At 28.4% G+C, this 20779-nt stretch carries 27 protein-coding genes; 19 read left to right on the forward strand and 8 right to left on the reverse strand.

What is annotated here, in order from left to right:
- The first annotated feature begins 36 nt into the window (after positions 1-36).
- Positions 37-948: a DMT family transporter gene (locus tag ACMCMH_RS01050; protein WP_412726223.1), complete on the forward strand. Its 912-nt coding sequence runs from the start codon at positions 37-39 to the stop codon at positions 946-948.
- Here the strand turns inward: ACMCMH_RS01050 and ACMCMH_RS01055 are convergent.
- Positions 945-1574: a LysE family translocator gene (locus tag ACMCMH_RS01055; RefSeq protein WP_412726225.1), complete on the reverse strand. Its 630-nt coding sequence runs from the start codon at positions 1572-1574 to the stop codon at positions 945-947. The genes ACMCMH_RS01050 and ACMCMH_RS01055 overlap by 4 nt on opposite strands.
- A gap of 121 nt (positions 1575-1695) precedes the next feature.
- Here ACMCMH_RS01055 and ACMCMH_RS01060 point away from each other — a divergent pair, with 121 nt between their 5' ends.
- From ACMCMH_RS01060 to rd, 12 genes are all read left to right on the forward strand, one after another.
- A complete protein-coding gene (locus ACMCMH_RS01060; protein ID WP_412726227.1) occupies positions 1696-2115 on the forward strand; it encodes an FKBP-type peptidyl-prolyl cis-trans isomerase in 420 nt (139 codons plus the stop codon).
- Positions 2116-2130: 15 nt separating this feature from the next.
- A complete protein-coding gene (locus ACMCMH_RS01065) occupies positions 2131-2403 on the forward strand; it encodes a CBU_0592 family membrane protein (protein ID WP_412726229.1) in 273 nt (90 codons plus the stop codon).
- Positions 2404-2448: 45 nt separating this feature from the next.
- Entirely contained in the window at positions 2449-3978 is a 1530-nt protein-coding gene (locus ACMCMH_RS01070; protein WP_412726231.1) for a cache domain-containing protein, read from the forward strand.
- The gene (locus tag ACMCMH_RS01075) at positions 3971-4651 is read left to right on the forward strand and encodes a response regulator transcription factor (RefSeq protein WP_412726233.1); all 681 of its coding nucleotides are present in this window, start codon (positions 3971-3973) and stop codon (positions 4649-4651) included. The genes ACMCMH_RS01070 and ACMCMH_RS01075 overlap by 8 nt, the downstream gene beginning before the upstream one ends.
- A gap of 70 nt (positions 4652-4721) precedes the next feature.
- Positions 4722-5678: a TRAP transporter substrate-binding protein gene (locus ACMCMH_RS01080; protein WP_412726235.1), complete on the forward strand. Its 957-nt coding sequence runs from the start codon at positions 4722-4724 to the stop codon at positions 5676-5678.
- A 5-nt stretch (positions 5679-5683) separates the two neighbouring features.
- Positions 5684-6163 (forward strand): TRAP transporter small permease subunit, encoded by a 480-nt coding sequence (locus ACMCMH_RS01085; RefSeq protein WP_412726237.1) that lies wholly within the window; start codon positions 5684-5686, stop codon positions 6161-6163.
- Positions 6160-7494 carry a TRAP transporter large permease gene (locus ACMCMH_RS01090; protein WP_412726239.1) on the forward strand — a complete coding sequence of 445 codons (1335 nt, stop codon included), beginning with the start codon at positions 6160-6162 and terminating at the stop codon, positions 7492-7494. The genes ACMCMH_RS01085 and ACMCMH_RS01090 overlap by 4 nt, the downstream gene beginning before the upstream one ends.
- 45 nt (positions 7495-7539) lie before the next feature.
- A complete protein-coding gene (locus ACMCMH_RS01095) occupies positions 7540-8268 on the forward strand; it encodes a 5-oxoprolinase subunit PxpA (RefSeq protein ID WP_412726241.1) in 729 nt (242 codons plus the stop codon).
- A gap of 2 nt (positions 8269-8270) precedes the next feature.
- Entirely contained in the window at positions 8271-8954 is a 684-nt protein-coding gene (pxpB, locus tag ACMCMH_RS01100; protein WP_412726243.1) for a 5-oxoprolinase subunit PxpB, read from the forward strand.
- A complete protein-coding gene (locus ACMCMH_RS01105) occupies positions 8944-9855 on the forward strand; it encodes a biotin-dependent carboxyltransferase family protein (RefSeq protein WP_412726245.1) in 912 nt (303 codons plus the stop codon). The genes pxpB and ACMCMH_RS01105 overlap by 11 nt, the downstream gene beginning before the upstream one ends.
- A gap of 86 nt (positions 9856-9941) precedes the next feature.
- Positions 9942-11090 (forward strand): NnrS family protein, encoded by a 1149-nt coding sequence (locus tag ACMCMH_RS01110; RefSeq protein ID WP_412726247.1) that lies wholly within the window; start codon positions 9942-9944, stop codon positions 11088-11090.
- Positions 11091-11181: 91 nt separating this feature from the next.
- Positions 11182-11346, forward strand: a complete 165-nt coding sequence (gene rd, locus ACMCMH_RS01115) for a rubredoxin (protein WP_412726249.1) — start codon at positions 11182-11184, stop codon at positions 11344-11346.
- 5 nt (positions 11347-11351) lie between these two features.
- Here the strand turns inward: rd and ACMCMH_RS01120 are convergent, their stop codons facing one another.
- A complete protein-coding gene (locus ACMCMH_RS01120; protein ID WP_412726251.1) occupies positions 11352-11996 on the reverse strand; it encodes a uroporphyrinogen-III synthase in 645 nt (214 codons plus the stop codon).
- Positions 11997-12154: 158 nt separating this feature from the next.
- Here ACMCMH_RS01120 and ACMCMH_RS01125 point away from each other — a divergent pair, with 158 nt between their 5' ends.
- The gene (locus tag ACMCMH_RS01125) at positions 12155-12640 is read left to right on the forward strand and encodes a DUF4405 domain-containing protein (RefSeq protein ID WP_412726253.1); all 486 of its coding nucleotides are present in this window, start codon (positions 12155-12157) and stop codon (positions 12638-12640) included.
- A 44-nt stretch (positions 12641-12684) separates the two neighbouring features.
- On the opposite strand, the gene ACMCMH_RS01130 is transcribed toward ACMCMH_RS01125, so the two are convergent.
- Positions 12685-13251, reverse strand: coding sequence for a YceI family protein (locus ACMCMH_RS01130; RefSeq protein WP_412726255.1), 567 nt, complete (start codon positions 13249-13251; stop codon positions 12685-12687).
- Positions 13252-13381: 130 nt separating this feature from the next.
- On the opposite strand from ACMCMH_RS01130, the gene ACMCMH_RS01135 reads away from it, so the two are divergent.
- The 4 genes from ACMCMH_RS01135 to ACMCMH_RS01150 all read left to right on the forward strand — a co-directional run bounded on the left by ACMCMH_RS01135 (position 13382) and on the right by ACMCMH_RS01150 (position 16365).
- Positions 13382-13870 (forward strand): MarR family winged helix-turn-helix transcriptional regulator, encoded by a 489-nt coding sequence (locus ACMCMH_RS01135; RefSeq protein ID WP_412726257.1) that lies wholly within the window; start codon positions 13382-13384, stop codon positions 13868-13870.
- An 87-nt stretch (positions 13871-13957) separates the two neighbouring features.
- Positions 13958-14488, forward strand: a complete 531-nt coding sequence (locus ACMCMH_RS01140) for a hypothetical protein (RefSeq protein WP_412726259.1) — start codon at positions 13958-13960, stop codon at positions 14486-14488.
- The gene (locus ACMCMH_RS01145) at positions 14460-15140 is read left to right on the forward strand and encodes a response regulator transcription factor (protein ID WP_412726261.1); all 681 of its coding nucleotides are present in this window, start codon (positions 14460-14462) and stop codon (positions 15138-15140) included. Before ACMCMH_RS01140 ends, ACMCMH_RS01145 begins: the two co-directional genes overlap by 29 nt.
- The gene (locus ACMCMH_RS01150; protein ID WP_412726263.1) at positions 15130-16365 is read left to right on the forward strand and encodes an ArsS family sensor histidine kinase; all 1236 of its coding nucleotides are present in this window, start codon (positions 15130-15132) and stop codon (positions 16363-16365) included. The genes ACMCMH_RS01145 and ACMCMH_RS01150 overlap by 11 nt, the downstream gene beginning before the upstream one ends.
- 15 nt (positions 16366-16380) lie before the next feature.
- Here the strand turns inward: ACMCMH_RS01150 and ACMCMH_RS01155 are convergent, their stop codons facing one another.
- Positions 16381-16671, reverse strand: a complete 291-nt coding sequence (locus ACMCMH_RS01155) for a type II toxin-antitoxin system RelE/ParE family toxin (RefSeq protein ID WP_412726265.1) — start codon at positions 16669-16671, stop codon at positions 16381-16383.
- Positions 16668-16889: an addiction module protein gene (locus ACMCMH_RS01160; RefSeq protein ID WP_412726267.1), complete on the reverse strand. Its 222-nt coding sequence runs from the start codon at positions 16887-16889 to the stop codon at positions 16668-16670. The genes ACMCMH_RS01155 and ACMCMH_RS01160 overlap by 4 nt, the downstream gene beginning before the upstream one ends.
- A gap of 434 nt (positions 16890-17323) precedes the next feature.
- Here ACMCMH_RS01160 and ACMCMH_RS01165 point away from each other — a divergent pair, with 434 nt between their 5' ends.
- Positions 17324-17470 carry a hypothetical protein gene (locus ACMCMH_RS01165; protein WP_412726269.1) on the forward strand — a complete coding sequence of 49 codons (147 nt, stop codon included), beginning with the start codon at positions 17324-17326 and terminating at the stop codon, positions 17468-17470.
- A 68-nt stretch (positions 17471-17538) separates the two neighbouring features.
- Here the strand turns inward: ACMCMH_RS01165 and ACMCMH_RS01170 are convergent, their stop codons facing one another.
- The 3 genes from ACMCMH_RS01170 to ACMCMH_RS01180 all read right to left on the reverse strand — a co-directional run bounded on the left by ACMCMH_RS01170 (position 17539) and on the right by ACMCMH_RS01180 (position 20771).
- Positions 17539-17997 carry a hypothetical protein gene (locus ACMCMH_RS01170; protein WP_412726271.1) on the reverse strand — a complete coding sequence of 153 codons (459 nt, stop codon included), beginning with the start codon at positions 17995-17997 and terminating at the stop codon, positions 17539-17541.
- 205 nt (positions 17998-18202) lie between these two features.
- Positions 18203-19393: a Fic family protein gene (locus ACMCMH_RS01175; protein ID WP_412726273.1), complete on the reverse strand. Its 1191-nt coding sequence runs from the start codon at positions 19391-19393 to the stop codon at positions 18203-18205.
- A gap of 226 nt (positions 19394-19619) precedes the next feature.
- Entirely contained in the window at positions 19620-20771 is a 1152-nt protein-coding gene (locus tag ACMCMH_RS01180) for an MFS transporter (protein WP_412726275.1), read from the reverse strand.
- Positions 20772-20779: the final 8 nt, after the last annotated feature.

Consider the following 20779-nt stretch of genomic DNA (forward strand, 5'->3'; position numbering starts at 1 on the left):
GAGTATACTCCCGCCTTATTTAAAAAGAGGTGCAATTTGACAAAATCACAAAACTTTAATCTTTTAGGATTGGTATCTATAATTTTCGCTATGTTTATATGGGGAAGTTCTTTTATTGCTTTAAAAGCAGCTATGGCTGACCTAGGTGAATTTACTGTTATATTTTTTCGTATGCTTATAGCTTCACTTTGTTTTATATATTTTATTAAAGATTTTTTAAAATATGATTTTACAAAAAAAGATATTCAACTCATCATACTTTTTGCTTTTTTTGAGCCATGTTTATATTTTGTGTTTGAAGCAAAAGCCCTACTTTATACATCTGCATCACAAGCAGGAATGATAACATCACTTATGCCAATACTAACAGCAATGGCAGCAGGATATTTTTTAAAAGAGATCATATCAAAACAATTACTATTTGGTTCGCTCATCGCAGTATTTGGTGCTATTTGGTTAAGTGTACAAGCTACTAGTACAGTAACCTCACCCAATCCACTACTGGGAAACTTTTTAGAATTTTGCGCGATGATTTGTGCAGCTGGATATACTATTGTGGTGCGTTATTTAGTATCGAAGTTTTCTGCTATATTTATAACTGCGATGCAAGCTTTTATAGGTGCAATATTTTTCTTCCCCTTTTTTATCTATGAGTTTTCTACAACAGATATGAACTTTACTACTAATGCAGTAGCTTGTTTGTTTTATTTGGGTGTAGTTGTAACACTTGGAGGATATGGACTTTATAACTTTGCACTTACTAAAATAGATGCATCAAAAGCATCTATGTTTATATATTTGATCCCTATTTTTACTATGATACTTGCTTTTTTTATTTTAGATGAAAAACTAACAGCTTTAGAACTTATAGCCAGTGCTGTAATCCTAACAGGAGTTGCACTCTCTCAATTAAAATTTAGAAAGAGAAAACACCAAAGCGAATTTTAGCGAGAAGAGAAAGCTAGTTTTAACCCTAAACTAACAAGGATAAAAGAGGTTAAAATATTCATATATTTTACAATATTTTGTTTTTCAAGTAGTTTTTTACTTAGTATATTACCTGAAATACCAATTCCTGAAAAAACTATGATAGTCATAAGCATAAATATAAGACCCAATATTATCATCTGTAAAGGAATATTTCCATTTTCCAAAGTCACAAACTGAGGAAGAAAAGCTAAAAAAAATAGAGAGACTTTAGGATTTAAAATATTCATAACAAATCCTTTTTTATAAAGCTTTTTTAATTCGGAAGAAGAGTTTTGCACTCTTAAATCCAAAGGTTCATCTCGATATTTAAAAGCTTGATATCCAAGATAGAGTAGATAAAAAGCACCAGCATATTTTAGAATATCAAAAGCTAATTGGGAAGTTTGAAAAATAACAGAGATACCAAAAGCAGCTGCACTTGTATGTACTATCAATCCTGTTGTAAGTCCTAAAGTGGTGACAATAGCAGCTTTTTTACTTTTCTTTATCCCTTGAGTTAATACATAAATATTATCAGGACCAGGAACCAAACATAGTATAAATGAGGCTACTATAAACATATATAAATTTGTTAACTCTATCATCAAAACTCCTTAAAAAAATAAATTGTAGTATTTTTATATTAAATTGAAATTATGTATCAAAAAATTTATTTATTTTATTATAAATTTTGGCTATGATACCCTATAAATACAAAGGCAAAATATGGCAATCAAAAAAAACCAAATGATCAAATTAAACTACGAACTAAAAATCAATGATGAAATCGTAGATAGCAATCTAGGAACAGACCCTATCGAATTTACTTATGGTACAGGAGAACTTATCCCTGGTCTTGAAAAAAGAATCGAAGATATGAATGAAGGTGAAACAAAACAGTTAAAAGTTCCAGCTAAAGAGGGTTATGGAGAGTACAATGAAGAGTTATCTGAAGTTGCCCCAATTGAAGCTTTTGAAGGAATTGACCTCCAAATAGGTATGGTTTTAGAAGCTGATACTGAAAGTGGCGAAGTTGTAAAAGCAACTGTTACAGAAGTTACTGGTGAAGAGGTTACTGTAGATTATAATCACCCTCTTGCTGGATGTGATTTGGACTTTACTGTTACTATCACAGCTATTGTATAATTTGTAGAAATTTTCATGATAGCTAGTTTAGATATATTTCAAGTTATAGGGTTTGTGGGGATGATTTTTATCGTTTTCGCCTACTTCTTACTTCAAACAGGTACTTACGATACTCAGTCATTAAAATTTCAACTCATAAACCTAATAGGTGCAGTTCTACTACTGATCTCTTTATGTGTTCATTTTAATCTTGGTTCTTTTATCATCGAGGTTTTTTGGATATTTATTACACTCTATGGTATATATAAAAATTATAAAGAAAAACATACTATTAAAAACTCACCCTAAACTCACTTTTTTTGAGTAAACTATGTGATAATTGAAGGAGAACTTGTGTTTACTGAAAAAAATATCCCAAGACTTATCATTTTAACACCCGTTATCACAGTGCTGCTTGGGGCTTTTTTTACGATTTATTTCTTTGTTAAACAACAACATGATTACTTTGAAGATGAGAGTCTTCGAGTAGAAATGGAGTATCTCCAAAAACAAAAAAATATTCTTAAAAAAGAGATAAATCATATTATCAACTACATAGAACATCACACCAAAAGTAATCAAAATCTAAGTGAAAAAGAAGTAAAAAAAAGATTAATAGATTATATAGAAACTATCAGATATGAAAAACATGGATATGTTTGGATACACGATACAAATTATTATTTGATAGCTCACCCTTTTAGGCAAAATCAAATAGGTCTTGAAGATAGTAAACTCGAAGATGCAAGAGGAACACAAATCACCAAAAAGTTTATTGATAAAACACTAAAAGAACCAAATGGAGTATTTATAGAATATTCTTGGCAAAAACCTAAAGAGCTACATTTTTCAAATAAACTTGGTTTTTTCAGACTTTACAAAAAATTCAATTGGGTCATAGGAGCTGGTCTTTACATAGACGATATTGAAGCTTCTATTAGGCAAAACAAAAAAATACTTAAAAAAAGAATTGACAAATATATCACACAAGTTTTATTGATTTCTAGTTTAATTATACTTATTACAGGAATTTTATCATTTCTCATATCAAAAAAGATTAATAATGTATTTTCAAATTATAAACAAAGTGTCGAGAAAAAAGAGTTTGAACTTCAAGATATAAATAAAAATCTTGAGAAAAGAATCACAAAAGCAATCAATGAAGTAAAAAAGAAAGATAGAGCTATGTTACACCAATCACGACTAGCTAGAATGGGTGCAATGCTTTCTATGATAGCACATCAATGGAGACAACCTCTTAGTGAAATTTCTGCTATTTTAATGGAGCTTGAAACTGCAAATAGATTCAAAAAACTAGATGATACTCTTTTAAAGTCAAGCATTGATGATTCAAATAAAATTATTCAATTTATGTCAAATACTATTGATGACTTTAGAAACTTTTTCAAACCAGATAAAAAGAAAGTAAAATTTTATGTCGACAATGCCTGTAATGAAGCAATATCACTTGCTGGAGCTTCTATTAAAAGTTATCAAATTGATCTCTATAAAAAAGTATATTGTAACTGCGTAATCAATGGATATGAAAGAGAGTTTGCACAAGTAATGCTAAATCTTATCTCAAATGCAAAAGATATCCTTAACCAAAGAAAGATAAAAAATCCAAAAATAAATATCTGTATTGATATAGATGATAAAAATGTTATCGTAACAGTTCATGACAATGCAGGTGGTGTAAATGAGGAACATTTAGATTTAATATTTGAACCATATTTTACTACAAAAGAGAGTTCAAAAGGTACGGGACTTGGTTTATATATGTCAAAAATGATTATAGAAAAAAATATGAATGGTGAACTTACTGTTGAAAATCATCAAGATGGTGCCTTATTTAAAGTAATTGTGGAGAAAAGCAATGGATGAAACTATACTCAATCAACTCAAAAAATATACCATTTTATGTGTAGAAGATGAAGATGGTATAAGAAAAAGACTTGTAAACACTTTGAAGTACTACTTCGACGATGTTTTAGAAGCTAGCAATGGTGAAGATGGATATGATTTATATTTAGAATATAAACCAGATATTGTAATAAGTGATATTGAGATGCCATATAAAAATGGTATAGAACTAATACAACTTATTAGAAAAAATGATATAAATACAATTATTATCATGGTTACAGCATACTCAAATGAAGAGTATCTTTTAGATTTGATAAATCTCAATGTAAATCATTATATTTTAAAACCAATCAATTCTGATAACCTTCTCACAGGTATCATCAAAGGACTAGGAGATAAACTTACTAAAAATATCTTTTTTTCTATTGATTGTTATTTTGATGTACAACAATATAAATTATTTTATAACAATGAAGAGATAATACTTAGAAAAAGGGAAATCGAATTTCTAATCTTCTTACATGATAATAAAATTTTAAACTACGAACAAATCGAAGAGTATATTTGGAAAGATAAATCAATGAGTATGAGTGCTTTAAAGACTTTCATCAAAGAACTACGACAAAAGTTACCTTTAGAATTAATACAAAATATCCCACAAACTGGCTATAAACTAGAAACTTTTAAATAAACTAAAAAAACTCACCAATTACACACCTTCATAAGATACTCTTTGAAATAGACATTTCAAGGAGTATAAAATGTTAAAACAAAGTTTACTAATCACAGGGCTAGCAGCTACACTATTAGCTGGTAATATCAAGATGGACTTAAATGCAAAATATGGTGCAAATAATTTCCACACTAAAGGTGCAGAGAAATTTGCTACACTAGTTAATGACTATTCTAAAGGTAGTGTTGATATTACTGTTCATGCAGGTTCTTCACTCATAAAAGGTAATCCTCTTAAAGCAGTAAAAGATGGTACAGTTGCGATGACTGATATGTTTATACCATTTACATCAGGAGGAGGAAAAGTATTTGGAATCTCTGCATTACCATTTATTGCACAATCATACGATGACGCATATAGACTATATCAAATCTCTAAACCAGCTTATGAAAAAACAGCTAAGAAATGGAATCAAAAACTACTATATAGTGTAACTTGGCCACCATCTGGATTTTATTCAAATAAAAGCATGACATCTATTTCTGATTTCAAAGGTGCTAAAACAAGAACATACGATAAAAACTCTGCTGCTTTTGTAAATCAAGCAGGTGGAAATGCTGTTGCACTTCCTTGGGGAGAAGTATATTCTTCACTTAGAACAGGTATGGTAAACTCTGTTATTACATCATCTGCTTCAGGAAAAGATGGTAAATTTTGGGAAGTATTAAGTAACTACACAAAAATCAACTATGCATACCCTTTACAAGCAGTTACTATTAATTTAGACTACTGGAAAAGTTTAACAAAAGAGCAACAAAAAGCTATGTTAAAAGCAGCTTCTGAGATTGAAAAAATTCAATGGGCTATCTCTAAAGAAGAAAATAAAATTGCACTAGAAACATTAAGTAAAAATGGAATGAGTGTAACAGAAGCTTCACCTGAATTAAAAGCAGAATTAGACAAAATTGCGGACGATTTATTAGAAAAATATTTAGATGGAGCAAACTCTCAAATCAAAAATATTTTTAAAGAATATAGAAAGTAAGCATAATGAATACTTTCACAAATTTTATAAATAAGCTCTCCAAAGGGGGAGCTTTTTTATCTGGAGCTTTACTTGTAGGATTGGTTTGTCTAATTTTAACTGAGATTTTTTTAAGATACTTCTTTGATAAGTCTACAATGATTGCAGATGAATACAGTGGGTATTTGTATTTAGCTTCAATCTTTTTAGGTTTAGCCTATACCTTCACTCAAAATGGGCACATTCGTATCAATATTATCACTTCAAAATTAGGTAAAGGTACAAATAGTATTATTGATATGGTTGCATCTATTATTACTATTCTTGTATTATTATTTATATTATACCGAACAATACTATTTACTTATGACTCTTATGAACTAGAGATGTTATCGGAAGCTGTTTCAGAAACACCACTTTATTTAACACAACTAGCTATGCCTATAGGGATTGCATTATTTATTTTAGCAGTTATAGCATTTATGTTTAAAAAGGATGAAAAATGATTTCAGATCCACTAATATTATCAGCGGTAATTATGGTAATAATGTTTGCATTATTACTTTCATCAGTATGGATTGGAGTTTCTTTAATCATCACAGGTATTGTAGGGATGCTCTTATTTGATCATAATCTTCCTCCAGTAATCAGTGTATATACAAAAATCGGTGATTTATTGGCTGGTTCTTTATATGATGCTTTAAATTCATGGTCACTAGCAGCTTTACCTATGTTTATTTTAATGGGTGAAATTTTATATAAATCTTCTATATCTACAAGATTGTTAAATGGTCTTAAACCATGGTTAGCATATATTCCAGGTGGTTTATTACATGTAAATGTTGCAGCATGTTCACTATTTGCAGCCGTATCTGGATCAAGTGCTGCTACAACAGCAACTGTTGGTAAGATTACACTAGATGAGTTAGAAAAAAGAGGATACTCAAAATCAATTGCGATGGGTTCTTTAGCAGGTGCTGGAACTTTAGGTTTTTTAATACCACCATCACTAATTATGATTATTTATGGAGTATTGGCTGATGTATCTATTGGTAAACTATTTGTTGCTGGTCTTTTACCAGGACTTTTACTTGCAACATTATATTCATTTTATATTATGGCTGCTGCGAAAATTGATCCAAGTGTAGAACCAGAAATAAAAGAGACATTTACATGGTCACAAAAATTTGCTTCATTAAAAGATTTACTTCCTGTATTTTCTTTAATTACAGTGATTTTAGGTTCTATTTATGGTGGTCTTGCTACACCAACAGAAGCTGCTGCTTTAGGTGTTTTAGGTGCAATTATTTTAGCGATTTATTTTAAAAGTTTTTCATGGGAAATATTTAAAACTGCTACATTAAATGCTGTAGTTACTTCAGCTATGATTAGTTTTATTATTGCAGGAGCTGTATTTTTATCTCAGGTGATTGGATTTTTAGGAATTGCTCGTGCTATGAGTGAGTTTATCACTAGTCTTGGACTAACTCCATTAATGTTAATTTTACTTATTGGTATCATGTACATTATTCTAGGTATGATTCTTGAAGCTATATCTATTGTTGTTATGACTTTACCTATTGTTTTACCTATTGTGATACTAGCAGGTTATGATCCATTGTGGTTTGGAGTATTTTTAGTGTTTATGGTTGAGATGGCACAGATAACTCCACCTGTTGGATTTTCGCTCTTTGTCATTCAGAGCATATCCAATGAAAAGATTGAGACAATATTAAAAGCAACTTTTCCATTTTTTATTATGATGATTATTACAGTAATGGCAATTACATTTTTTCCAGAAATTGTTTATTACTTACCTAATCAGATGATTCAATAGTAAATATGATAAAATAAGAAAATAACAAATGATGAAGGTAAAGAGATGATAAAATTAAATTGTGATATGGGGGAAAGCTTCGGTATCTGGAAAATGGGTGAAGATGACCTAATCATGCCATATATTAATATGGCAAACTTAGCTTGTGGTTTTCACAGCTCTGATAGTACTACTATGAATAAATCTGTAGAACTTGCTGTAAAACACAATGTAACTATTGGAGCACATCCTTCATATCAAGATTTAGTTGGATTTGGAAGACGAAGTATTGCTTGTACAGAGGAAGAGATTAGTGCTATTATACTTTATCAAATTGGTGCATTAAGTAGTTTTTGTAAAGTACATAATACTAACATATCATATGTGAAGCCACATGGTGCTTTATATAATGATATGATGAAAGATGAAAACATTTTCAAATCTATTTTAAGAGCTATTGCATCTTTTGATAAAACAATTAAACTTATGATTTTATCAACACCTGATTATGAAAGATTTGAAAATATCGCTTCATTTTATGATATAGAATTACTGTATGAAGTATTTGCAGACAGAAACTACAATGATGATGGTAGCTTAGTTTCCAGGACACAAACTAATGCAGTTGTGCACAATGAAGAAGATGTAATATCTCGAGTAAAAATACTATCAAAAGATGGTTATATAAAAAGTATAAATGGGAAAAAACTCCCTATAAAAGCTGATACAATTTGTGTTCATGGTGATGGAGAAAATGCTCTATCATTTATAAAGGCACTCAAAAAAGTACTTTAAGAATGGAAATTAAACTAGCATCTGTTGATTCGATCATAATATATTTTGGAGATGTTATCTCTAAAGAGAATTCAAATCAAGTAAAGTCAGCCTATAAAGTACTAAAAGATTTAAACAGCCCTTATCTTATAGAGATAATTCCCTCTTATAACTCTATATTAGTTACTTATGATATTTTTAAATATACCTTTGAAGATATTCAAGTATATTTAAATGATTTGCTAAAAAATATACAAATAGAAAATAAAAATGATTCAGAGATTATAACAGTAGATGTTTATTATGGTGAAGAAGTTGGACTGGACTTACAAAGAGTAGCAACAAAAGCAAATATATCAATCCAAGAGGTTATCGAAATTCATAGTGCAAAGCTTTATGATGTTTATGCCATAGGTTTTTTACCAGGCTTTGCATATATGGCATCTGTAAATGAAAAGATCATTACCCCTAGACTTTCAACACCAAGAAAAAAAATACCGAAAGGCTCCGTAGCTATTGCAGATAATCAAACTGCAATTTATCCACAAAACTCCCCTGGGGGATGGAATATATTAGGGAAAACAACATTTGAACTTTTTGATAAGAGTCTCGAAGCTTTGTCCCCTATTACAATCGAATCAAAAATAAAATTTAATCCTATTTCAAAAGATGAGTTTTTACAACAAGGAGGAGTTCTTGAGTTTTGAGGTTATAAAAGCAGGTTTATTCACAACAATACAAGATAGAGGAAGATTTTCATTTACACATCTAGGTGTAACAAACTCAGGTGTGATGGATGAATATGCAAGTTTAAGTGCACATAAATTATTGGGTAATGACTTAGATACAAATATTTTAGAAATTACATTTTCAAACTTTGAATTATTGGCAAATGAAGACACAAATATTTGCATCACAGGAGCATCTTGTGAGTTTTCTATAAATGATATTTTACAAAACACTTGGCAAGTACATAAAATACATAAAGGTGATAGTATAAAAATAGGTAAAATTATAGATGGTCAAAGAGTCTATTTAGCTGTCAAACATGGTTTTAATATAAAAAAAGAATTTGGGAGTAACTCTACAACAATGAAAGAGTCTTTAGGTGGAATTTCTGGCATCCAAATCAAAAATGGCAACATCCTACCATATACAAAAAACAACGATGAAATTTTAAATAGATGGCATACCAAACACATACCTAAATATGAAAAAGAGTTAACACTTCGAGTTTTACTTTCATACCAAGAGAGTAGTTTTTCTACTTATGAGAAAGAAAAATTCTTCAACTCTTCTTATACTATTACACCTGACTTTAACAGAATGGCTTGTAAACTAAAAGGTGAACCAATCAACTCTTCTTTAGATGGTATCATCTCTGAAGCCATTAGTTTTGGAAGCATCCAAATACCAAAAGATGGTCAACCCATCATTTTACTAAAAGAGAGACAAACTATAGGAGGCTATCCTAAAATAGGAACAGTTTTAAGTATAGACTGTTTTAAGCTAGCACAAATGAAAATTGGTGGAACCATAAAATTTGAAGAGATAGATATAACTACAGCACAAAATAAACTTAGGGATTTTTATAGGGCTTTTGAGTAAATTATTCTTTATTCTTAACCTATGATAAGTATTATCATTTAAACTTGTGATACCATTTCAAAATAAATCGTTAAAAAGGTCTACTTTTGAAAAATAGTTATTTCTTATCTCAACCCCACCAGCCATTTTTTGTATTGAGTTTTATCAATGCAATTATTTTTATGCTTATGTTCATGCTTTCATATAAAGGAGTTTTACCTTTTAGTGTAGATATTGTGAACTTTCATGCTTTTGGACTCATTTATCTCTTTTTGACTCCTGCATTTTTCGCATTTTTATTTACAACTTTTCCGAGGTTTTTATCTACCCCTGTAGTTTTAAAATCTTTATACATTAAAATATTTATATTATTTGTTCTTGCTAGTATCTCATTTCTAATCGGTGCTATTTTTTCTGATTTACTGTATAAAATAGGTATGATTTTAGCTGGTCTTGGATTTTTATACTCATATAAAACAATCTTTGATATCTATAAAAAATCTACAGTGGTAAACAAACACGATGCTTTTTGGATACTAGCAGGTGCAAGTTTTGGTATCTTAGGAATCATATCTTTTATAGTTACACCATTTACAAACTTTAGTGTACAAGTATCTGTGTATTTATATCTTTTTGTATTGGCTTTTTCAGTAGCTCAAAGAATGATTCCTTTTTTCTCTCAGTGTAGATTTAATAAAGATAAAAACTTTGTTAAATATGTAGTGATATTTTTAGCTTTACATGTTGTATGTGAGCTTATATATACAAACTCTTCTTTTGCTGTTGATTTAATTTTAGCTGGATACATAGCAAAAGAGTTAAAAAGATGGAAGCTTCCATTCCCAAATCAAAACCCAATGTTAAGCATACTTCATATCGCTCTATTTTGGGTACCATTAGCATTTTTTCTATCAGCTATCTCAAATGGAATGGAACTATTTTATGACAAAAGTTTTTTAGCTTTAGATATCCATAGTTTGATGTTAGGTTTTTTACTTACTGTACTTATTGGATTTGGTACTCGTGTGACATTGGGTCATTCTGGAAATATGATGTTTGCAAATAAACTCACAAAGTTTATATTTATTTGGACTCAAATAGTAGTATTAGTAAGAGTGTTGGTTTCTGTTGTTGCATCTTTAGGGATGAATTTTATGATTCTATTTGATATTTCTATTACTTTTTGGCTTGTATTATTTATCGTTTGGTCTTGGAAGTTTTTAAAAGTTCTTACACACGGAAAAAAGTTAAACTAGTTTATATATTGTTCAATCATTACCCACAATATTTCAAGTCTATCTAAGACTATATAAATAAAATAACTTGTTAAAAATCAAGGAGTTTAAAATGGATAAATATGAATGTGAAGTATGTGGGTATATATATGACCCTGAAATTGGTGACCCTGATGGAGGGATTGAACCAGGTACAAAATTTGAAGATCTACCAGAAGACTGGTGCTGTCCTGACTGCGGTGTAACAAAAGAAGATTTTATTAAATTAGAAGAATAAAATCTTTATATACCCAAAGCTATCTCCACACAGGCATCTAAGGATGTCTGATTTGGAATAAGTGGAGTTATATTTTTTGGAAAATACTGAGCAGTTGTTTTTCCTATACTAATAGCAGTATAACTAGTATCCCAAGAAGATATATTTTTAAAAAAACACTCCAATGTAGATGGTGATGAGAAAATAATAATCGAATTTTTTGGTAAAGTGAGCTTTTGTGCATACTCTTTACAAATCGTTTCATAGACAACTTCTTTTTCACATAAAACGCCACTATCATTTAAAATACCAAATAAATTTGAAACTACTTTTTTTCCACAAAGATATAAAACTTTTTTCCCTTGTAACTGACACTCTATCTCTTTAGCAAAATCATTTCCATGACCATTTTCACCAACATACTCGAGTGTTCCACCTAATTTTTCAAGAGTTTTCGCTGTTTGAGGAGCTATCACATAAGAAGGTATTTTTTTCCAACTATCACTAAAACTATTTATAGATTTGATTGCATTTCTAGAAGTAAAAACAAGTGCTTCATATTGTGAAAAATCTATTTCAAAAGGAAGGTATGATATCTCTATCATAGGCAAATTGATAGTATTTGCAACTTTTTTATCACTTAAAATATAAATATTTTTTTCTTGAGACATTGAATTCTTCCCTATTAATTTTGATGACATATTACAACAAATCAAGTTAAGGATAGAATAAATCACTCTTTATACTACAATAATTCATATCCTATTAATATATTGTTAAAAATTCTACTTTATAATACGATTTTTAATCTAAATCAAGGAATCAACCAATGACAAAAAACCAAAAAAGAGATATTGCCACTTCTGTAACAACATTAGTGTTTATAGTAATAGGAACTACAGGAATAATGATGTATTTTCATATTTTAGATAAATATACAAAAGAGATGCACGAGATACTTGGACTTGTATTTGTTGGCGCAGTATTTTTAGATGTATTCGTGAACTTTAACAGCATGAAACAATATTTTAAAAAGAAAACATTTCTTACTATATCTATTTTAACTCTCTTAACAGTAGGAATATTTGCAGCCAATTCCCCAAAAGGAGATAATCCTAAACGACTTATAATAGAATCAGTACTTACTTCAAATATAGAAAAATCATTTTTATTATTTGTAGATGATATTGATTTTGCAAAGATAAAATTAGAAAAAGCTGGTATAAAAGTTGCTGAAGAGAAAACAATTGACGAAATAGCAGAAAAAAACAATCTATCACCTTTTAAAATAATAGATATACTAACTAACAAATAAATCATAAAAGCAAGAGTATTTTTACTCTTACTTTTATGGCAAAACTATTTAGTTTTAATACCTTCAACTTCGATATTTAGTTTTACTGTATCGCCAATAGCTACACCACCTGCTTCTAAAACATCATTGTAAGTTAGACCAAAGTCTGATCTTTTGATTTTACCACTTAAAGAAAATCCAGCTCTAAAATTCCCCCATGGATCTTTGATAGTTCCACCATTTTCAAGTTCTAGTTTGATATTTTTTGTTACACCTCTTAGTGTAAAATCGCCATATACATCTTCATCATCAATTTTAGTAACTTTAAAAGTGATTGTAGGATACTTTGATGCATGAAACATATCATCTGCTACAAGATGTTTATCTCTTTTTGCATTTGCTGTATCAATTGAATTTACCATAATTTCACCAGAAAGTTCTTTTAAAGTATTGTTCTTCTCATCATATTCAAATGTCCCTTTGAAGTCTGAAAAAGTTCCTGTTACATTTGATATCATCATGTGTTTAATCTTAAATTCAACACTTGAATGCGATGCATCTACATTATAGTTACCTGCAAATAATGTAGAGACTAATAAACTACTACCTACTATGATTTTCTTTATATTCATATTATTTCCTTATTTTAAATTGATATTAGTTTATCATCGATTCACTTATTTTAACTTTAAAGTATCTTACTAGTAAAGTACTTATACTTTATTATATGTTTATCTTATACAAATTATAGTATCATTATATATGAATATTTACGAAATAGAAAAAAGTATCCAAAACCATAAAACAAGATCTTCAGAGACATACAACGATGTTATAAATTTAACTATTCCTTTTTATATGTTATATAAAAATATAATGGAGGGGATTACAAGTATACAAAATGATTCTTACCATATAAACAATTCAGAACTAGATGTATTGGCTTCTTTGATTTTATCAGGAAATAAATATACTTTAAGTCCTACTAAACTTCATGAAAGATTGCTTTTTACTTCTGGGGCTATTACTAAAGTTCTCAAAAAATTAGAAGAGAAAGAGTATATAATTAGAGTGGATAATCTTCACGATAAGAGAAGTAAATTAGTACAAATTACACCTCTAGGTAAAGAGATTTGTCAAGCTGCTTTAAAAGATGTAATTTTATATGAAGAAAAATGTTTTAACACTCTGACACAAAAAGAGAAAAATACATTGCAAAACCTTTTACTCAAAACATTAAAAAACTTTTAACAGTTCATTAAGACACTGTTAATATAAAGTTAAATAGTCGTTAACTTCAATAGTTTATACTTTCAATACAAAAAAAAAGGATATAACATGAAAAACATTAAAAAATCTGTACTATTTGCAACAGCTTTATTTGCAGCAACATCAATATATGCAAACAACACGCATAACAATAATCAAGAAGGGAAAAATTGTAAGTCTCATAAATGTGTAAAACACAAAGAGGGATACAAAAAATATCATGGATATAAAAATCATGATAAAAAACAAAGAAGAGGTCATAGAGGTGATATAAGTAGATTTATTATTGGAGCTGTTTATGACTTAAAATTAGAAAAAACACAAATAACAAAAATCGATGAAACTATCCAAGAATTTAAAAATAAAAGATTTGATAGATTTAATGCTTTTAAAAAAGATGGTTTTGATAAAAAAGCATACATAGAAGCACGAACAAAAACAAAAGAAGATAAAATAAAACTCAAAGCTGATTTAATAGAAGATATCTATGCTATTTTAAATAAAGAACAAAAAGATAAACTAAATAAAGAGATTCAAACATTTAAAAATATGAAAAACAAAAGAGGTAAAAATGGTTCAAGTTGCCATGATAGAAGATGATACAGAGTTAGCTGAAGTACTTACGCAATATCTTCTTACTTTTAATATACAAGTAACAAACTACGAAGACCCATTTATAGGTCTTAGTAGTATTGGTCTGAAAAAATATGATCTCATTATATTAGACTTAACACTTCCTGGACTTGATGGTTTAGAAGTATGTCAAGAACTTTTAAAAAAACATGACATACCTATTATCATCTCTAGTGCAAGAAGTGATATCACGGATAAAGTTACAGCTTTACAGTTAGGAGCTGATGACTATCTTCCAAAACCTTATGACCCAAGAGAACTCGAAATTCGTATCAAAACTATTCTAAGAAGAGTTAATAAAACTTCGCAACCCAAACAGATAAAAAAAGAAAAAATATTTTTATATAATGAAGAAAAAAAAGTTATATCTAAAAATAATATAGCTTTAAAACTAACCCCTGCAGAGTTTGAAATATTAGCTTTATTTATACAAAGAGAAGGTTTTGTTATCAGTAGAGAAGATATTTTTGATAATGTGCATTACTTAAATAGTGATATGGAAAACTCAAGTTCTCTTTCTGTTATCATAAATCGTTTACGAAATAAAATTGAAGATAATACAAAAGAGATAAAATATCTTCAAACTATAAGAGGTATGGGGTATAAATTTGTTCAATAAGCATTCTATTTTTTTTAATCTTGCCATTAGTCTTTTTATCACTATACTACTCTTATTTGTAAGTTTTTTTACGATTATTGAGATAGATAACAAAAATAATTTTAATAGTCTAAAACGAAAATATATGACTATTACTAAAATTATAAACCAAGAATATTCACGATTTGGGTTTACAAATGACCTTAGAAGAATGATAGATGAGATGGATTTAGACCTTATTGATAAAGATAAAAAGATAAAAAAACTATTGGAAACAAAAGAATTAAAGCTTATCATGCGTAAAAGAATGGAAAATATTCTTTTACATATTTTTAAAACAAAAGAGTACAATATTTTACATTTTCAAACTCCGTTTGAAGAGTTCATCATCATCGATAAAGAAACAAAAATAGATATGAGCCGTAATCTTACATTGTTTATATTTTTATTTTTACTTATTGCAATTTTATTTATTGCGTATACTATATATAAAAAACTTTCTCCATTATCTGAACTTCAAGAAAAAATTGATTTTATTGGAGATACAAATATGTGTCTAGATTTTTTAAAAGAAACTGCAAAAGATGAAGTGTCACTTTTGGCAAAAGCTCTTTTAGATAAATCAAAAAATATAAATCAACTCAAGAATGCAAGAGATGTTTTTATAAGAAATATCATGCATGAACTCAAAACACCCATCACCAAAGGAAGATTTTTGGTTGAATTAGAAAATAACCAACAAAATAAAGCTAAACTACAAACAGTTTTTCATCAGCTAGAGTCGCTTATTAGTGAATTTGCTGTTATTGAAGAGGTGATTGCTAAAAAAGATAGTATTGAAAAAAAAGATATTTTTTTTGATGATATTATTGAAAATGTTTTAGATATGATGATGATAGAAGATGAAAATAAAATAGAAATAAATCAAAATAATTGTAAATATCATCTCAATTTTAAACTATTTTCTATAGTAGTAAAAAACCTCATTGATAATGCACTCAAATATTCTTTTGATAATAAAGTCAAAATATCTGTTATAGAAGATAAGCTTATTTTCCAAAACACAGGAAAACCTTTACAATATAATTTAGAGAAATATTATGAACCATTTTTCAGTAATACCTCAAACGATAAAGAGAGTTTTGGACTAGGACTCTATATCATCAAAAGTATTTTAGATGCACATAACTTCAAACTTCAATATAACTATCAGAATAATACGAATACTTTTACTATTGTGTTATAAATCCTTTATTTATATTTATTTTAATTGTCCTTTGATGATATCTGGATTTTGACGACAATCTAGAACTGCATAAATATAAATTGTAGTTTCATCATATCTATAATATATAGCATAAGGAAATCGCTTAGATAAAACTCTTTCATAATTTTTGATTTTGATATGGATTCCATAATATATATGTAAAGATTCAATATCAGAAGATACTGTATCTAAAAAGTAATTGCCTAAGCCCTCTTTTTGTGATTCATAAAAGTTGATACCATTAGCTATATGAGTTTCAGCATTATCCGTTAAGTAGATTTTCATTTTGTTATTGACTGTAGTCTTTTTTTAACATCATCAAAATTTGAAAACTTGAGTTTTCCCTCTTTCTCTTTTTCCTCTATATCGTTAAGTATTGCTAAATGCCAATGAGGAGTAAATCTATCATCTTCGACATTTCGACTCATTTCTTCCCAAAGCTGTTCCATTATGATAAATTTATCAGTCATATTCATATGTTTAATATCTTCTGAAAGTTGCATATAAGTCCTTTATAGTTTAAATAATTATATCTTTTTTGTGTTAAAAGTATCTTTGCATTGGAAATACTCCCACTCAAAGTAAGAATACTGTATATAAAAAACTTTCTCCATTATCTAAACTTCAAGAAAAAATTGATTCTGTTGGAGATACAAATATGTGTCTAGATTTTTTAAAAGAAAATGCAAAAGATGTTTTTATAAGAAATATCATGCATGAACTCAAAACACCCATCACCAAAGGAAGATTTTTAGTTGAGTTATAAAACCAGAAAATGATTTTTAAAAGATATTTACAGAATTCCTCTTTCTACGATTCATCAAAGTTTTACTATTGAAGTTCTCCACTCCAACCTCAGAAAGCATAACTTGTTAGAATAGACTTAAGCATAATAAATATATAATTCTTTATGTAAATATTACAAGAGGAGATTACAATGGTTTATTATGAAAACAAAGGGATTAAGGTAACAGACGAGGGATATATAAGCGAAGGTATTGAGCAAATGGCTAGGGATTTTAAAAAATCTGGCGGTGAGCTTGTGATACCATATAAGGTATTTCAAAGAGTAGAGGGTTGGTAGTCACTTCTAAAATAAAAAAAGGAAATTAAATGAAGATATTATTATTAGGTCTTATGGTGAGCGTTGATTTAAAATTTTAATAATTTTTCCATGTTTTTTTCAATAGTATATGCTTTATAATCTTCAAGTATATAACTATCACAACTATCATTTACAGTAGTTGTTTTTACTAATTCTTTTGCCACTATTTTACTATTTTTTGCGTATTCTAAATCCACTGTAAAATTGTGAGTATCTACATAACAAATTTTATAGGTATAAATATCGTTTTTAACATAAATTTTCTTTTTATATTTTGTATGTACAACTTCATTTTGAATAACATTTACAATTAATTGGTTGCTTGATAACTTTAAGACTTTATTTTTACCTAATCTTGTGTAAAGTTTATCTTTAAATCCTTCATCATTATTATTAGATACATGTATACCAATAGTAGTGACATTTTTATTTAGATGCATTTGTGTTGGTTTCATTACACAACTTGTCACAAGTAATGTAAAAATTACCAGAAAGATATTTTTCATCAATTTTTCCTTTTATAATTCATTTATATTAAATATTGATAACACATTCGTCATAATTTTTTTGATTTTTAAAACACCTATACTACCTTGTAAATCGTCATTAAACTTTTCAACCTTAGCCCCCATCGCTAATATCTACCTAACTACTTATAAAGCATTATAAGATACCAAATCGACATCTTTATGTCTGTTTTGTTTAATATATCTATTTTAAAGGGAACAACTCAGGAATAATGTATGATGCAAAATGTGAGTTAAATTTTAATGATATAGCTTCTTTATGACTTCTAGAAGATAAAAAATCAGCTTTAAGTAGTTTACTTACAAGTGTTGTAGCTGTTCTTGTACTTTTCCCTATAATATTTGCCACTTCACCTCTACTAATACTTCCTTTTATCAGCAACTCTTTAAAAAGTAGTTCTGAATATTTAGGAAGTGGTTCATCATCAAAAAAACCATTTTGAGATAATTTGACATACTTGTCTATATTATTTCCAAGGGAATCTATTTTTAAATATTTATTCATATATTCTACTTGATCTAGTGAAGTTTCAAGCATAAAATCCAAAAATGAAGATAAACCTCTGTTTGATAATGCTCCTCTTCCATCTTGTGAACCTTGCACTATCATATCTGCATATTGTAACGATGATTTGTATTTATCAACATCTCTTGCTAATCCTCTTGAAATATTCCATAGTCCATAACCATCAAGATCAATTTTAAAGAGTAAATAATCTAAAAACAAACGAGACACTCTTCCATTGCCATCTAAAAATGGATGAATCCAAACTAATCTATGGTGTGAACATAGTGCATAAATTAGTTGTTCTGCTTTAGATAAATGCTTAGATTGATTATACATAGTATCAAAATGAATCAGTAAACTTTTCACTTTCTCTTTTGCAGGAGCTTGATGATTTCCAACATATACATCTCTATGTCTAAATGTTCCAGGGGTCATTGTTGTTTTTAAATCACCATACTCTATATGAAGATAACTATCCATTCCATCTTGCATATAAAATTGTTTATGAATATCAAGAATAAACTTTTGTTCATAAACATCATTTATTGTGTCAACATGTTTTTCAATATACTTTTGAACCTCAATATGAGCTAATGAAAGTTTTTGTAAATTTCTCTTTTTTTCATCATTTGAAAACTTTTTATTCATAGCTTTATCAATATCTATAGGATGTGTTCCTTCTGATTCGATTCTATTTGAATAGTAGCTGTTTGTTTTACGCAGAAGAGTAACTATTTCATTGATTATATACTCATTATGAGAGCCTTTTAAAGCTGCACTTTTTATACATATCTTTTCTGCTAATTTTAGATGTTCACTACTTATAATACCATTTAGATTTGTAGGGATAATTGGTGTAAATTCCATAAAATCTCCTTTTATGGAATATGATAGCATAAAATAGATAAAATTATTGCTAGTTGTATTTCTAGTAAAATATATTATTAAAAGCTTTAAAATATGACACTACAGAACATTATTAATTTCTAAAAATTTAAATATTGCTAGTAATATTGCGAATTAAATTACTTGTATTTTTTTCACACTTCATCTTTGTCATCTTCATAATCAAATATAGATAATATTTATATTTTTACTTATAAATTTGTCTATTTAAAAGAATATAATTGAATAGGGTTATACTCAAAACCCCTATTCCAACTACCGTAAAAAAATATTCGATACTAAAGTAACTTACAACAGGGTGAAAAATAATAGGTGAGAAAAATTGTCCTAAAAATAATGCACTAGTAAGATAGGCTGATTTGTGTATTCGTTGTGTGTGATGTGTACGGCTGAGCATCCATGCGGTCATATTTGTCATAAGTATTCCTCCACCAAATCCCATAATAGGTGAAGTTAAAAAGAAAAAGTATACATTATGAACCAATCCTATACCAATAAAACCAAACCCTATGATAATCATCCCTATAATATATATTTGAGCATGAGTAAAGCGTTGTTTAAATTTTCTAAAAGTTATAGCTCCTATTCCATTTGAGATAAACGCTGTTGCTATAATAGCTCCTGCCATAGTACCTGAAGCATTAAAATGGTTCATAATTAAAAATGGTATTTGAGTAGGTAATATATAAAAAATAAGCATCAATAAAAATGCTAAGAAATAGATAAAAAACAGATTTGCATTCAAATCAGAGTCATCTTCAACAACAAAATTTTCGATTACTTTTTCATTTAAAAAAGTATATACAAGAGGAATAAGCAAAAAACCTATAGTATAAATAGCAAAAGAATATCTCCAGTTTATATCTGATAGTATTCCTCCACCAACAACAAAAACTACACCACCAAGTGAGATAAAAGCACCTTGTTGACCCATAAATTTATGTCGTGCTTCCCCTTGAAAATAGTCCCCTATTAATGATGTGGAAACTATCATCAAAATTGCTATAGCAATTCCTAGCATAAATCTTGAAAATAAAAGCAAATTCATAGTATCTAAATATACTCCAGAACTTCCCATAACCGTAAAAAGTAATAATGCAATAAGAGCAGACTTTTTTCTCCCTATTTTATAAACAAAATGCCCCAAAACAGGTGCTAAAAATGCGATGGCTAATGAGGGAAGTGTTATCATCATACGAGATAAAAATTCTATATTTTTTGTATCTGAAAAATAATCTTTTAGATGTGGTAGAGCTGTTACTATTGCTACATTTGACATCATAGTTGTCATAGCAATAAGAAGCATGGTAATTTTAATAGAGAGAGAAACTTTTTTCAAATTTTATA

The organism is Arcobacter sp. 15-2 (assembly GCF_047159865.1).
GTDB lineage: Bacteria > Campylobacterota > Campylobacteria > Campylobacterales > Arcobacteraceae > JAIOSF01.

Coding starts and splice junctions, on each gene's coding strand:
- ACMCMH_RS01055 (WP_412726225.1), bottom strand. CDS start 1,574: ATGATAGAGTTAACAAATTTATATATGTTTATAGTAGCCTCATTTATA.
- ACMCMH_RS01060 (WP_412726227.1), top strand. CDS start 1,696: ATGGCAATCAAAAAAAACCAAATGATCAAATTAAACTACGAACTAAAA.
- ACMCMH_RS01065 (WP_412726229.1), top strand. CDS start 2,131: ATGATAGCTAGTTTAGATATATTTCAAGTTATAGGGTTTGTGGGGATG.
- ACMCMH_RS01075 (WP_412726233.1), top strand. CDS start 3,971: ATGGATGAAACTATACTCAATCAACTCAAAAAATATACCATTTTATGT.
- ACMCMH_RS01080 (WP_412726235.1), top strand. CDS start 4,722: ATGTTAAAACAAAGTTTACTAATCACAGGGCTAGCAGCTACACTATTA.
- ACMCMH_RS01085 (WP_412726237.1), top strand. CDS start 5,684: ATGAATACTTTCACAAATTTTATAAATAAGCTCTCCAAAGGGGGAGCT.
- ACMCMH_RS01090 (WP_412726239.1), top strand. CDS start 6,160: ATGATTTCAGATCCACTAATATTATCAGCGGTAATTATGGTAATAATG.
- ACMCMH_RS01095 (WP_412726241.1), top strand. CDS start 7,540: ATGATAAAATTAAATTGTGATATGGGGGAAAGCTTCGGTATCTGGAAA.
- pxpB (WP_412726243.1), top strand. CDS start 8,271: ATGGAAATTAAACTAGCATCTGTTGATTCGATCATAATATATTTTGGA.
- rd (WP_412726249.1), top strand. CDS start 11,182: ATGGATAAATATGAATGTGAAGTATGTGGGTATATATATGACCCTGAA.
- ACMCMH_RS01120 (WP_412726251.1), bottom strand. CDS start 11,996: ATGTCTCAAGAAAAAAATATTTATATTTTAAGTGATAAAAAAGTTGCA.
- ACMCMH_RS01125 (WP_412726253.1), top strand. CDS start 12,155: ATGACAAAAAACCAAAAAAGAGATATTGCCACTTCTGTAACAACATTA.
- ACMCMH_RS01130 (WP_412726255.1), bottom strand. CDS start 13,251: ATGAATATAAAGAAAATCATAGTAGGTAGTAGTTTATTAGTCTCTACA.
- ACMCMH_RS01135 (WP_412726257.1), top strand. CDS start 13,382: ATGAATATTTACGAAATAGAAAAAAGTATCCAAAACCATAAAACAAGA.
- ACMCMH_RS01140 (WP_412726259.1), top strand. CDS start 13,958: ATGAAAAACATTAAAAAATCTGTACTATTTGCAACAGCTTTATTTGCA.
- ACMCMH_RS01145 (WP_412726261.1), top strand. CDS start 14,460: ATGGTTCAAGTTGCCATGATAGAAGATGATACAGAGTTAGCTGAAGTA.
- ACMCMH_RS01155 (WP_412726265.1), bottom strand. CDS start 16,671: ATGAAAATCTACTTAACGGATAATGCTGAAACTCATATAGCTAATGGT.
- ACMCMH_RS01160 (WP_412726267.1), bottom strand. CDS start 16,889: ATGCAACTTTCAGAAGATATTAAACATATGAATATGACTGATAAATTT.
- ACMCMH_RS01165 (WP_412726269.1), top strand. CDS start 17,324: ATGGTTTATTATGAAAACAAAGGGATTAAGGTAACAGACGAGGGATAT.
- ACMCMH_RS01170 (WP_412726271.1), bottom strand. CDS start 17,997: ATGAAAAATATCTTTCTGGTAATTTTTACATTACTTGTGACAAGTTGT.
- ACMCMH_RS01175 (WP_412726273.1), bottom strand. CDS start 19,393: ATGGAATTTACACCAATTATCCCTACAAATCTAAATGGTATTATAAGT.